The sequence below is a fragment of the Shewanella sp. Isolate7 genome (assembly GCF_022398425.1).
Lineage (GTDB): Bacteria > Pseudomonadota > Gammaproteobacteria > Enterobacterales > Shewanellaceae > Shewanella.
The window spans coordinates 1-12,914 of the sequence record NZ_JAKEVJ010000044.1; the positions used below are offsets into that span (position 1 = coordinate 1).

Annotated in this window: 11 protein-coding genes; 1 reads left to right on the forward strand and 10 read right to left on the reverse strand. The window is 52.0% G+C overall.

Going from position 1 to position 12,914, the window contains the following annotated elements:
• Window positions 1-239, forward strand: a 239-nt coding sequence (locus tag L1D47_RS12445; protein ID WP_239884257.1) for an integrase core domain-containing protein, incomplete at its 5' end; no start/stop codon positions are given.
• A 722-nt stretch (window positions 240-961) separates the two neighbouring features.
• Here the strand turns inward: L1D47_RS12445 and L1D47_RS12450 are convergent.
• The 10 genes from L1D47_RS12450 to L1D47_RS12495 form a co-directional block, all read right to left on the reverse strand.
• Window positions 962-3,397, reverse strand: coding sequence for a hypothetical protein (locus L1D47_RS12450; RefSeq protein WP_239885222.1), 2,436 nt, complete (start codon window positions 3,395-3,397; stop codon window positions 962-964).
• Window positions 3,398-3,422: 25 nt separating this feature from the next.
• Window positions 3,423-3,788 carry a hypothetical protein gene (locus L1D47_RS12455; protein ID WP_239885224.1) on the reverse strand — a complete coding sequence of 122 codons (366 nt, stop codon included), beginning with the start codon at window positions 3,786-3,788 and terminating at the stop codon, window positions 3,423-3,425.
• On the reverse strand, window positions 3,785-7,471 hold the full coding sequence (locus L1D47_RS12460) for a tape measure protein (RefSeq protein WP_239885226.1): 3,687 nt from the start codon (window positions 7,469-7,471) through the stop codon (window positions 3,785-3,787). The genes L1D47_RS12455 and L1D47_RS12460 overlap by 4 nt, the downstream gene beginning before the upstream one ends.
• Window positions 7,472-7,580: 109 nt before the next feature.
• A complete protein-coding gene (locus tag L1D47_RS12465; protein WP_239885228.1) occupies window positions 7,581-8,336 on the reverse strand; it encodes a hypothetical protein in 756 nt (251 codons plus the stop codon).
• A gap of 16 nt (window positions 8,337-8,352) precedes the next feature.
• Window positions 8,353-8,796 (reverse strand): hypothetical protein, encoded by a 444-nt coding sequence (locus L1D47_RS12470; protein WP_239885230.1) that lies wholly within the window; start codon window positions 8,794-8,796, stop codon window positions 8,353-8,355.
• Entirely contained in the window at window positions 8,796-9,236 is a 441-nt protein-coding gene (locus L1D47_RS12475; protein WP_239885232.1) for a DUF1320 domain-containing protein, read from the reverse strand. The genes L1D47_RS12470 and L1D47_RS12475 overlap by 1 nt, the downstream gene beginning before the upstream one ends.
• 2 nt (window positions 9,237-9,238) lie before the next feature.
• On the reverse strand, window positions 9,239-9,652 hold the full coding sequence (locus L1D47_RS12480; protein ID WP_239885234.1) for an HI1506-related protein: 414 nt from the start codon (window positions 9,650-9,652) through the stop codon (window positions 9,239-9,241).
• 75 nt (window positions 9,653-9,727) lie between these two features.
• A complete protein-coding gene (locus L1D47_RS12485) occupies window positions 9,728-10,654 on the reverse strand; it encodes a Mu-like prophage major head subunit gpT family protein (protein ID WP_239885236.1) in 927 nt (308 codons plus the stop codon).
• Window positions 10,655-10,659: 5 nt separating this feature from the next.
• Window positions 10,660-11,799 (reverse strand): phage protease, encoded by a 1,140-nt coding sequence (locus L1D47_RS12490; RefSeq protein ID WP_239885238.1) that lies wholly within the window; start codon window positions 11,797-11,799, stop codon window positions 10,660-10,662.
• An 84-nt stretch (window positions 11,800-11,883) separates the two neighbouring features.
• Window positions 11,884-12,753, reverse strand: coding sequence for a hypothetical protein (locus L1D47_RS12495; RefSeq protein ID WP_239885239.1), 870 nt, complete (start codon window positions 12,751-12,753; stop codon window positions 11,884-11,886).
• Window positions 12,754-12,914 lie beyond the last annotated feature (161 nt).

Sequence of the window (12,914 nt, forward strand, 5' to 3'; positions counted from 1 at the left end):
GTCGACGAGGAAACTGCTGGGACAACAGCCCGATGGAGCGCTTCTTTAGAAGCTTAAAAACAGAATGGATACCGATGACCGGCTATCGGGATATCGGTGAGGCTAAGAGTGAAATTTCACGATATGTGACGGGGTATTACAGTCAGCTGAGACCACATCAATATAACGGTGGGCTGACACCCAATGAGTCAGAGCGAAGATACTGGCTTGAATACAAAACCGTGGCCAATTTTAGTTGACCACTACATAAAAATCTAATCAGTGAGTTTGTACTGTAATACATCATGCTGCCTGATGACGCATCAGAAGAATACATATTCGTGAACCAGACGGAATTACCACCCACTTTTTGGCTATAGCTGACACTAGCGGTGTCACCGAGCACTTTTATTGAGGATAGAGTGACAAATGCACCTGTATCATTAGGGTTGACTGTATCTAAATCTCCAACCCATACATTATGCTGATACTGCATCGCTGTTGCGCTCATATAGTATTTATCGTACGTACCATAAACGCCGTATATGAATAACCAGAACCCGCGACTAGTGCCAATCACCTCCCAATTAGCTGGGTTCGCCGCATTACCAACATACGGACTGTACATCGCGTATTGTCGATACCCGCAAGGGTTAATGAGTGTATTTACATCACTCGCACCTGACCCGCAGTTAACTCTAAAGTCGGTGTTGGCATTATCCGTGTCATCCTTTGACATAATCTGACAGTACCCACCTGAACCTTCAGTTGGTGAGTTCCTGAATACAATCTTAAAACTGGCAGCATCTTCAAACGCTACAGTCCAGCCGAGAGGGGCTTTACTACCGTATCCATCGACAAGACACTTACGCAATACCTCGATCACCTCAGACGGTTTAGCATCGACTATTTGTGGTGCCCCCGCATCTTGCGACGAATAAACTGTTACTGGTAAACCCATGCTATTTCTCTCCTGCTAAAATTAAGATTCGTTACCACGGAACGCCAGGATCGCCCTGTCGGTGGTGATTTGACTGTGACCACTGGCAACCGTGCGCAGCAGCATAGCTGGCTTTGCGGCGGCAAAGGTTTCAAAGCGAACGGCCTCGCCAGCCGCCCAGCCGCCACCAAAGGCTTGTTGACGAATAATGAAATACGGGGCCTGTGTCAGCGGGTTGATTGGCGCAAAGTCATTTAATGTGTCACCAAGCGCGATTTGCCCCAGGCGGCGACCGACGCAGCGAAACGCTGTAGCGCTGGTGAAGATCAACACCCACTCCTCATTAATGGCGGTGTTGTTTTGTACCTCGATGGGCCAATCGACAACATTCAGGCTGCCGGTGGTGTTAGTGCCGTCCTGATCCCAATTGTCATCCCATGAGGTCATATCACGCACCTGACCAACCCGAGCCTGCAGGTTACCCAGGTTCTGCACACTGGCGACAACCGATCCTACTGGGTAGGTGCTTTGCAGTTCGGCGGCGAGCTGCAGCGTACCATTGCCGACCTCGGTCACTAATGCCTCTTCGCCTATGCTATCGCTGAGGAAGAACGGCGCCGTGAAGCCTGCGAAATCCGATTTAAGGGTAATGACGCCGGTGGCAACATCATGGCTGTAGTGGTCATCCGTTGGTGTCCACAGGCTGGCGCCGGTAGCATCGGTAATATCGACAAACCTTGCCGTGGTTCGCACGTTATAGGTGTCGTTTACCGCAGGGTTAGACACTGCCTGCACCTGAGTATGCTCGATGGTGATAGGCGTCCATTCGGTAAACATCGGCACCACGCCGCCATTGGTTAGGCGCAGCGGATTGAGGCCGTATAGCGCAGGCGGTGGGTTAAGTGTCACTGTCTCTGAGATATCGTATCTCAGACTGGTCAAGTCAACCGCCTTGGTAAAGTCCAGCGAGACTAGGCCATTGACTATACTGCCGGTGACACCTGAGCCGCTAATCACACCACTGACATCACTGCTGGCACTCATCAAGGTGTCATCGGTAGCCGATACCACCACATAGAATGTCTCTAAGATCGGGGCCGATTGAGCCAGCGGGAAACTCACCGAATTATTGCTGATGTTGCTGTCCTCGATCACCGCATCATAAACCAGCGTGAACGCCCCTCGGCCATCCTCGGCAGGTGTCACTGTGCCGGTGAGATAGTCGATGGTGGCCAAGGTATAACCGTTAGACTCTTTGAGCAATCCCCCTTCATACTCTGTCAGCTCTGAGGTGCCATAGTTGCTGTCATTAAATGTCGCCGTGGCAAATACTGAGCCTGTCACCAGCCTCTTGCCTGCTGGCAAGCTGTCAGCGCTGTTATATAGGCTATAACGCAGGGATGACAAGAAGCTGATGCCTATCGTTTGTGATGGGTGCATGGCATTAGCGTAAGTCACAGTGACGCTGCTGCCCGTCACGCTAACTGATGCCTGGTGAGGGTAAGCGCCAATCACCTTAATATTAGGCAGGCCATTATCGTCAAAATAGGCGTCATTCATGATAGATGGCACCGAATAGATATAGGTGGTACCACCATCACCTGCACGGCTGATGGTTTCATATACCAAGCCACTGGCCACGTCGCTACTATTGTCTAGCGTGATGCTATTGCCTGAGCTGACGGCCACCTGGCGCACCTTAGGTAATAGCTCGGTTTCGGTGCTGGCAACCTGCAGTAAGGTGCTGTTGTTCTCGGCGCTAAGCGTGGTAACGCCGTGATACTTAATATCGGGATTGGCTGAGGTGTAGCGCAGCTTAGTACAGCCCGACTCACCATTGATGATCACATCGGCATCTGGGGTGTCGTAGGGGATCGGCGGGTTAAAACTCACCTGTCCATTAACGCCGCCGGTGACCGTATGCTGCACTTCGCAGAAATGCTCAAAGCGCGGATAGTTTGCATCTTCGTTGCCTGGGTATTCCACGGAAATACAGATCACCTGGCCTTGCTGCAGTGTGACGTTGTTCCAGTAGTCCTTATCATTGAAACGATAACGCGACTGCAGGTAGGGCCGAGGAAATGAATCCTGACCAGCGAGCAGGCCGATAAGTCCATCGCGGATCAACTGACCTGCCCTGACACTGGACTCAAGCAGATCAATCATATCTATCATGCGCGACTCATCATCGAGACCTGATGACTCGGCGATCACCCAGCTCACCAGCGGGTCGGTGGGTGGCTGACTAATGAAGATGTGCCCATCTAACAGGGTTTCAGTGCCAGTTGTATCGAGGGCGGGGAAACACTTCACGATATCCACAGCACTCACCGCATGATCGATATCAGAGATCGCCTTAAACAACTGGTTAAGCTCACCCGATATCACAGGGTTTTTAGTGCGCTGGCCGCCAGCACTGGCTGCATCGCCAAGCTGTTCGGGCTTGAATACTTTTAAATCGTCGCGGGTAATAGTCATCTTACTCTCACTAATTAAATCGGCTTTAAACAGTAATTAATCGCAGGGTAATGGCCTCGATCTCATCGGGGTCATAGTCGCTGTAGTTGATGCTGGGGCTGCCGGTGATAGGCTGGGCGCTGTAGTCCCACATCACAGTCATCTCCTCGCCATTGATGTCCAGGGTAAAGCTGGCAGCGGCGTTCGCGGCGGCATGGGCCGCTATGCTTTCAAACAGGCTCAACTCTTCACCATCGCTAAATAGCACGATTGGGCGGCCCGCTTGCTTAGTGGCCACCTCGGTATGCATTGCCCCGTCTAAGGCAAACTCGGTGCGACTAACATGCGCTGAATAGCCAAAGCGGTTGAGCCAGACAAATTGAGGTAGCGCTATGGTGTCTAATGTGATCATGATGTCGCCCTGATACTCTCTAGTTCATCAAATAGTCGCTGCTTAAAGTCCTCTAACACATCGGCCTGAATCACGTTGCCCGATGGCATTACCAGTTCCAGGCGCACAGTATCTGTGCGGCCAGTGGTGACTTGGGTAATTTGGCGGCTTGGGCTACCGGTTGGTATCGAAGCCTGGTAAGTGGTCGGTGACGGTTCTTGGCTAGCAGCTTGCTCTTGTTGTCTGCGTTCCTGAGCCTCAGCATCTATCTGCTTGAGTTTGGTTTGATAGATCTCTTTACTCAGGCGCAACGCTTCTTGGGCACTGGTGATCGCCGCTTTGTCCTGTGCAGCCTTGGCCGCATCAAGCTGGGCCTTTAGCTCAGCCTGTTGCTGCCCATAGCGGCGTTTCTCGATGGCACTCTGGTTATCGTTCAGCTGGTCGAGTTCGTCCTGAAGATCACGCACGGTTCCCTGGATATCATCACGCAGGTCTAAGATGCGGCTTCGGGTTGACTCGATGGCTGCCTGCAACGGCTTTAGCTGCTCATCACCCAGCTCACGGATCTGACGTTGGGCCAGTCTGCCGATCTCATTGACGCGGCTCAGTGTAATGCTGGAGCTGTCCAGCTCATCAGTCCAACGACGAACCGCCAAGGTTTCGCTAATGATGCGATTCTCGCGAATAAACGCCTGGTTACTCAGCTCGGCTAGTACATGCCAGAATCCATTGGTCACGCGCATGTTACGCATGATGCTCGCGGTCAGCTGGTCTTGTCGTTCTCGCAGCTTTTCGGTGGAGTCGTCGGTGAAGTTAAACTGCTTGTTTAAATGCTCATAGGCACCGGCATACAGGTTCACATACTCAGTCGCGCGGCCCGTCGCTTTCTCAAGCGCCTCCAGCTCCTCCTTCTGCTCAGCCAGCGTCTTGGTGGTCTTTTTTACCTGCTCATCGGTCTCTTGCTCACCCTCTTCAAGCCCGCCCATGAGGCGCTGTAGAATACGCATGACTTCGATAATGCGTTCTTTTTGCTTTAGGTATTCCTCTGCAGTCAGCGCACCGTTTTTGTACGCATCATCGAGGCGCAGTAGCTCTTTCGATACAGCGTCATACTTGGCTTTTAATTGAATGTAATTAGCAGACTCAAGCGCCTGAACTTCGGTCAGCTGCTTGGTTTGTTCACTCAATTGGGTTTGCAGCTCAGTCAGCTCTTTCTGTGCTTTGGCCTTGTCTTTGCTTGATGCCGTCGAGCTGTCCATAACATCACGGCATTTCTGTAGGCGCCTTTCGGTTTCCTCCAGCTCCCTCGACAGCTTAGCCTGTTCAGGCGAGACACTCTTTACGCTGTCACGATAGCCATATTGCTTCTTAACCAGATCGTCCAGCTGCTGAGTCAGACCTAATGCTGCCGCCTCTGCCTTAAGCGTATCTGGTACGGTTTGCCCCGTCGCTTCAGCAGCCACTAGTGCCGCCTTCGCCCAAGCAATAAAGGCATCTCTCTGTTGCTCTATTGGCTCCCGTGCATCTTTAATCAGGTTGAATGCCGCTTCGGCTTTGGTGGCGGTTGACTGCAGCGCCTCGCCACTGGTTAAGCCCAGCTCTTTGTACGCATCCTGGAGCGCCTTAGCCCCTTTGGCTGTTGCATCGATGTAGTCTTGCTGGGCCTGATATTTTTCTCGCAGGGTGGTGAGCAGCTTAACGTGCGCAGCATACTCGCTGCCCGCCGCTTTCAGTGGTACCAAGGCTGCATCGATTTGACGGATAAAACCACCGATACCTCCCTTGAGGCCATCGAGGGTCTTGGTCTGCTCACTGAGGGTTAGCGTGAGTTTCAGCGCCTCGTCTACGGTAAGCTGGATAGGCTCGACCACCTCAACAGCGGCCTGCTTGACCTGCTCCATGGCCCTGGCAGCATTGATCCATTTGCCGGTGGCATCGTCATAGATCAGCTTGCCGTCATCCACCGCCTGGTTAAATTCGGCCATGGTGGTGAAGGCGACACCAGTCTGCTCGCTAAGATCCCGCAGCGAAAACTCAAGCAGCTTGGTGCTGTTGACGGCCTCACGCTGGGAACGGGTCATCGCCTCTTCGGCGATCAACACGTCACGATAGACTCGGGCCAGCTCTACCAGTTCGCTAATCAATGCCAGGTATAAGCCAGCTCGGGCGGCAGCGGCTAAGGCTGTCTTGAGTTTCCAAGCTGCGGCAGCAGCAGTATTTGACGCAGCTGCTGTGCCAGCAACTGCACCGCTATAGAGTTTTAGCGCGCCAATGGCCGCATTAGCGCCGGTGATCACCTCGCTGAAATAGCTACCCACCTTAAGTGCCAGCCATGCTTTGGCCACAAAGCCTATCTCTTGGCGATAGTCATACAGCAGCCCCATGGCATCCTTGATGGCCCCGCCTGCTGTGACTATGGTGTCGCTGATATTTTGTGCCCACTCCTTCAGACGGCCATCGGCGGCCATGGCGGCGAACTCGGCATTGATATCGCTTATCTGGCCCTTAAGCCATTCGAGGCTGCCTGAGGTAGCGACAAGGTCATAGAAAGATGTGAGGTTGTCTTTGAGGTTTGACACCTGGCCTGACAGCAAAGCCATCTGCGCCGCCGCGCTGCCTGCGCTGCTGTTGCCCATCTCCTCGATAAGCGCCTGCATCACATCGCGGCCCAGCTTGCCTTGTTCGCTGAGCTTCTGCAGCTCCTGGGTATTCTTGCCAGTGACCTTGGCGAGCATGTCCCACACAGGCACACCGCGCTCGATCAGCTGCAGGATCTCTTCTCCTTGTAGCTTCTGTTTCGCCCAGGCTTGACCAAGGGCCAAGGTGATCCCCTCGACTTCCTCGAACCCGCCGCCAAGCTTAAATGCCTGGTCTACGATAGCCTTCATGGTGCCGTTCATGGGGTCGAGGCCAAAGGCTTTGGCCTTCACAAATGCCTGGTTAACTTCGGTCAGCTGCAGCGGCACGTCTCGGGCAAACTCTTTCACCCAGGCGGTGGCCTGCTGGCCTGACTCGAAGCTACCCATCAGGGCGCGCATCTGTACCCCAAGGCGCTCAAACTGATCGCCGGTGGCAAACACATCACGGATCGCCTGGCCCACACGGTCAAGGCTCACATAGGCCGCCGCCATTGCGGTGACTTGGCCGACCACCCCGCGTAGGCTCGCCGCCTGCTCACGGGCCTTGGCGTCGCCCTTGTCTAAATCGTTGGCAAACTTATCGACCTTACGCCCAGTGCTGTCCAGCTCGGCCCCAAGCTTGCGCTGGGCATTGGTGAGATTGTTGACATCGATGCCCGATGCGTTCAGTTCTTTTTGCAGCTTGTTGTGACTGGCCGATTGTTTGGCCAGGTCTTCGCGCATCGATGCCAGCTCTCTCTCGGCGGCATCGATAGAACGAGCCATCTGCACAAAAGGCTGGTCGGTTTGCTGGGCGCGGTTTTGCAGATCCTGCAGAGCCAAAGCGGCAGCGGTGACGGCCAGCTCCTGCTGCTCTAGTTCGTTGCGCGATTGCTTAAAGCTGTTAACAAGGTCTTGCTGATTGGCAAGACCGTCGAGTTCGTTGGCGAGCTTAGCCGCTTTAGGGTTAGCCACGTCTGACTCTAAACCGATGCGTTTTAACTCATCGACCAGAGCTTCTATGTGCTGCTTGCCTGTAGCCTCAGCTACAATGCGCAAGGCTAACTCTAAGGTTTTATCGGCCATTTGTGCTCTCTTTAATCAAGGTTTAAATGGGGCATTCTTTAGCATGAGAAAGGGGGAACTAAAGGGCTGCTAACGCATGCCCTTTAGCCATACTTGCATGCGTTCCTGGTTAAGCCGCTGGCGCGTCTAAGTCGACATACTCAAAGGGATGGTCTTTACCTGCAACAAGCTGTGCCTTGCCAGCCAAGGTTGAGCTAACAAACTCACTGGCGGCAAAGTCAATTGCTGATGTAGGCGATAAGCTGGCATCAAAGATATCCAGTTTCATTGGCTTGCCTGTTTCCAGGTTGGTGCCTTCACCAAACAAGCGCACACGAGTCTGGGCGTTAATGCCACCTTTAACTAAGGTACCGCTAATGGCATTGTGCTGACCTGTAACAGTGACAGCACCACCAGCCTCTACCGCACCGCCTTTGACTGAACGAACCAGCCCTAGGGCATAGTTGACTTCATAGTCAGTGCCTAACACCAAGGTGGCAGCATCTTTCTTTACTTCGAAACCTACCTCGGCAAAGTTACTGTTGGGCAACTGCACCCACTTCTGGTTAGCTGGTAGGGTCACCGCCTCATCAGTCAAGGTACCGCTACCACTGTTGATCACTTGAGTGTCACCCAGCATCGCCATGGCTATCAGTTCGGCAGGTTGGTCATCGAACGACCACTCAACCTCACATGGCTTAGCTATCTTCACCACACTTAGTGCTTGACCGTAGCTACCTTTCTTCTTACTACTACGCACCTTCTCTTCGGCCTCTGCTTTCAACGCCAATTTAGTGGTGTTAATGGGGCCAATGATGCCTGTTGATTGCCCTTGGGCATTTAAACGGTCAACATAGAAGTTGCCAGCAACGAATAATCCACTCATAGATAATTCCTCAATTTTATAAGTTAGGGTTAAAACGACATTGCACAGTAAACGCCAATGGGTAATAGCCATGGCTCTTACTGAAACGGTTTTTGATTGGACTGTTGACCCGCAGGAACGGCCCTAACACTTGACCATCGATCGTTACGGTTTTACCGACAATGGCACGTAGCGCCTTAGCAACCAGCTCACCCTCGCTCTCATGTATTGATAAGCGACAAGCCAGTACCACTAACCAGGTCTGCTTTATCTGCATGGTGGTACCACCTTGGGCGGTATCGGGAATGGTGTCACCCAAGTACAACAAATGCGCCGCAGGCGTAACCTGGCTACGTTCATCGATGTCGGCCAGCTCATTGGCCTGGTATACCTTTTTTAATACCTTGGCATCACCCATCGGCTTAAGCAGCTGTTCGAGGGCCTTGGCCGCTACCAGGTAGTCATCTTTGATGTCAAACATCAGACAAACCCCTTCGATGATTGGCGGCCAAACACACTGCCAGCACTCTCGATGCTAACGGTCAGCTCGCTCTGGCCTGCACTTTGCCCGAGTTCGTCCAGCCCTAAGCTGATCTCGCCTTTACTAACGGACGTGAGGTACTTCACCACCGCCTGATAGCGTTTCTCCACTTGTTCAGGGGCACGCTCCCCATAAAGGAAGTAGCGCGCAATATCACAGCAGTTACGCTCTAGCACGGTAGGCACTGAGGCCAGCGGCAGGGTGTAGCGGCCCATGATGTAACCGTCAATCTCGGCACTGGCATCTGCAAGGGCTTGCTCCAGTACCGGCAGATTGATTTCACCAGGCGTGCTGCCCTCGCGTTCGGTGAGCAGAATCAAGTCTTGCTCGCCAAAGCGACTCAGCATGGCGGCGGTTGTGGCGTACATCTCCTGGGCCATGGTTATTCGCCTTTATCGTCTTGGTTATCTAGCGTTGCTTGATACTCAGCCCACAAGGCATCACGTTCACTGGCACTGATGGCTTTACCCATGAGCGCTTCCAGGGCGGCGCATTGTGGCTTGCCTCCCCCAGTAAAGTGGTCGCGATTATCAGGGTCTAACTTGGCGATCGCGTCTGAAAAGCTCAGTGCCTTATCACCGTCTGGAACGTCCACACGCCCCTCCTCTGATGCCACTTCAGACTCTGATACCCGCAGACGTTTATCCGCCTTAAGCGCCGCCACTTGTGCTTCAGACAAGTCATCCAGTGGGATGGAGTTCTCACCACGTTTGAGCGCCATCCCCGCACGGCGGTAGCCATCGTGCGCCAGACATACCACAAGAAGGACTTGAACTTTCGATACAGAATTAGCCATTTCATTGTTTCTCCTAGCTTGGTTAAGAGCGCACATCCTTGTGCCAACTCATTTCAATGGGTGGTTGGGTTTCGCTTAAAGCTGCGGTACCACCAGCAACTTGACCTTGCCCTTCAGCTCGTTCTCAACCGTGGTGCCGTTCTCATCGATCAGCTCACGGGTTAACAGCTTAGTGGCCGCTTTCTCTAAGCTGGCTGGAACCACCAGCAAACTAGGACGGATCTTGAGCTTCTTGCCACCATCACGGGTAAAGGCTTGCATCTTCTCGATGCTGTCCCACAAGTTGTCAGCGTTAAGGTCACGCTTGTTGCCAAAGGCCATCTGCCAGAATCCAAAACCCGCTTCGCAGCGCATATCGGCACCGAACTGGAACTCGTTCGAAGTCCACACAGCAGGGTCTGTTGGATTAAACAGCGTGTTCAAATCCAACTTGCGGCGCTCTTGGAAAATGAGCGGCTTAAGCGGACGGGTGGTGTCGAGCAGGAACCATGGCTCGCCGGTATAACCAGTGCCAGTTTCATCCACCATGTTGGCCACTGAACTGTCTGCGCCACTGCCATCATGCTTGGCATTCACGGGATGGTCAGTATCAAAGAAGTTCTGACCGTCATAACAAGCGGTGGTAAAGCCATCGGCTAACATTTGGAACACCAGATCATCTGGGAACTCTTGCCCCTCCTGCGCCAGCATCTGCACCATAGGCTTGTAGGTGCCCACGGTATCGTCTTCAACATCATCACGGCTGATGCCAATGGTGTTCTCGAAGGTGCGGTTAGTGATTGAATAGCCATGCTCTTTAATCGAGTTGACCACGCGATCACCTACCCACTCACGAAACGCAGGCATAGAACCAATCCAGCCATAGGTGTTGCTCTTGGTATTACTCGGCACTACAGTGGCGACCTGGTTGTACATAGGCTCTACGTTAGCCAGCGCGTTTTGAAACTCCATACGCACCATGGTGCGCAGGGCTTGTAATGAAGCAGCATTAATAGCAGCCATTGGCGTTACTCCTTGTCAGCGGCTTTTGCTTTGGCGTATTCGTCATGCGAAATACCCCAGGCATCGGCAAGTTTGATTTCATCTGCCGATAGGGCAGCAACTTTTTGTTGTGGATCAGGCTTATCCACAGTGGTGGTTTGCTTAGACGACAACGCCGGAATGGGTGTGCGTGCGTCCAGGTTAGCGGTCAGTGCCGCCATAGACTGCTTGCCAAGCATGACCAGATAATCCTGCTCGCAGGCAAATGCCTTACCTTCATCGATAGCCGTCTTTACGGTTTGCTCGACTGTTAGCGCGCCGTTCTCGGCTGTCAGCGCGACCAGCTGCTCGCGCAGGGCATTAGCAACACCCACTGGCACGTACTCATTCAGATCAATCTGAGTGCCTTGGGTTGCAGACAGGGCGGCGATGCGCTGATTAAGGCCATCGATACTGGCTGCAGCAACGCCCAGCTCATCAAGCGCCGTTAACGCCGCTTGCTCTTGCTCTGCTGTCACTTCAGTCGCTTCGGCATCAAGCTCGATGCCCAGTGCTGCCAGCAGCTTTTTCAATAGTGGGTTCACATTGAGTTCCTCCGGTTGGGTAGGTTGAGTCCAATTTGCAATTGATTCAGCAGCAAGCTGCGCCAGCGGCAACATGCCATCCACGCCTGGACGATTGGTAAGCGCGGCTGAGTGGATAAATTGAGGGCGCCCAGATGTTTTGTCGTAGCCAAACACCAAGCTGAAATACTTGTATTCGCTGGCACTCAAATAGGCGATAGCGTTATCGGTAAAGCGCGGCTTAATAAATAAGCCTTCGCCCTTGCGATACTGCACATCGTCGATGTTGAACCAACCAGCCGCAGGTGCTGGCTGACCGTTCTTCTCTTTATTGAGGGTTTGGTGTTCGTAGTCGATAACCAGATCACCGGCTTTGTGAGGGGTGTTAGCCTGCATGGCCGCAAAGGCGGCCTCATCCATTAACCATTTGCCGCTTGGCACATCAGATGGACGACCATCAACACTGGCAAACTGGCCATCAGGCAACGCCTGAATGTAACCATCTTCTGCCACAACAAAGGCGGCTGCCGTGGTGGTTGTCATCTGACTGCTTAGGGCGGCAAAGCCAATCGCCAAGGCTTTGGTTTTAGATTTAGCAGACATAAAAAAAGGCACTCTCAATTACATTGGAGTACCCATTTTTGCCTAAGTGGTTTACCTAACGGATTGGAAAGGTTTCGGGATTAATTATCCAAGATAATACCCATTCAATGCAGTGCCTAAAACATTTCCAGCAGTAGCTATACCAACTTGCCAACTACCTTCAATAGCTTTATTGAACATCCCTTTAATCCAAGATGTCACTGCTGGGCCAAAATCATCGGTTTTAGTAACGACCTCGCCATCAATTGTGATGGCAGATTTCAACTCATTGATATCTGCATCAGCAACATGGTTTTGTTTTAATGCTTCAACCAAAGCTTCGAGATCGCCTTGAATACCGTTATTGAATGTTTGGGTAACCTCACTTTGACTCACGTTCCCCAAAATACCTTGGAAATTTCCATTCACAGTAATAGTCATTGTTTGAGCCTTTTGTTTTTCTTGAGGGTTAAACGCCATACCAGAACCTAAAATATTTTTACGCTCAAGTTGCACGGTAAAATCTAAAATCCGACTTCTGATCAAATCTAATAAGCCATGAATGCGACTTAAAGGAACTCTAAAATGAAATTCAACCTCATGAGAATAAAGATCTCTTAGGCTTCTTTGCATATCGGTGGGTAACGGTATGTAGGCAGAATCTCCGGCAAACGAAAGCGTTGATTCCAGTTCCGCAATAGATAGCGACATAGGGTAAGAGGTCATTTCATTTTCTAGCTCTTGCGGAAGTTCTATGGGTAAGTAACCTTGCCTAGGAAATTTAGCCATAATCATTCCTGCTAGATTTCTATAGTCAGGAAGCTGCTCACCTTTATAGCCATTAAGTTCATGCTGAAGCCATGCCTCATTTAAATTTAACTTCTGTATGATAAGCAATGCTTTTCGCGCAAGAGATTTCAACGGCACACTTTCATCCAAACACTCACGTTGAAGTTCCAACACAATCGAATCCATCAGTCACTCCCTGAAAAACAAATAGGTAGCAACAGCATAACCCAGTTTAAACCCCGTTTAAATCCTTGCTGAAGCGTTTAACTGGTTTCACTACGAGCCGTTGTAGCAACTTTGCATTAGCGCGGCTTAAAACGCTTCTCAGGCGCTCAGGCAATTATTGA

Bases quoted from the DNA above. Each gene is read 5' to 3' on its own strand.
- L1D47_RS12450 (WP_239885222.1), bottom strand. From the start codon at position 3,397: ATGACTATTACCCGCGACGATTTAAAAGTATTCAAGCCCGAACAGCTT.
- L1D47_RS12455 (WP_239885224.1), bottom strand. From the start codon at position 3,788: ATGATCACATTAGACACCATAGCGCTACCTCAATTTGTCTGGCTCAAC.
- L1D47_RS12460 (WP_239885226.1), bottom strand. From the start codon at position 7,471: ATGGCCGATAAAACCTTAGAGTTAGCCTTGCGCATTGTAGCTGAGGCT.
- L1D47_RS12465 (WP_239885228.1), bottom strand. From the start codon at position 8,336: ATGAGTGGATTATTCGTTGCTGGCAACTTCTATGTTGACCGTTTAAAT.
- L1D47_RS12470 (WP_239885230.1), bottom strand. From the start codon at position 8,796: ATGTTTGACATCAAAGATGACTACCTGGTAGCGGCCAAGGCCCTCGAA.
- L1D47_RS12475 (WP_239885232.1), bottom strand. From the start codon at position 9,236: ATGGCCCAGGAGATGTACGCCACAACCGCCGCCATGCTGAGTCGCTTT.
- L1D47_RS12480 (WP_239885234.1), bottom strand. From the start codon at position 9,652: ATGGCTAATTCTGTATCGAAAGTTCAAGTCCTTCTTGTGGTATGTCTG.
- L1D47_RS12485 (WP_239885236.1), bottom strand. From the start codon at position 10,654: ATGGCTGCTATTAATGCTGCTTCATTACAAGCCCTGCGCACCATGGTG.
- L1D47_RS12490 (WP_239885238.1), bottom strand. From the start codon at position 11,799: ATGTCTGCTAAATCTAAAACCAAAGCCTTGGCGATTGGCTTTGCCGCC.
- L1D47_RS12495 (WP_239885239.1), bottom strand. From the start codon at position 12,753: ATGGATTCGATTGTGTTGGAACTTCAACGTGAGTGTTTGGATGAAAGT.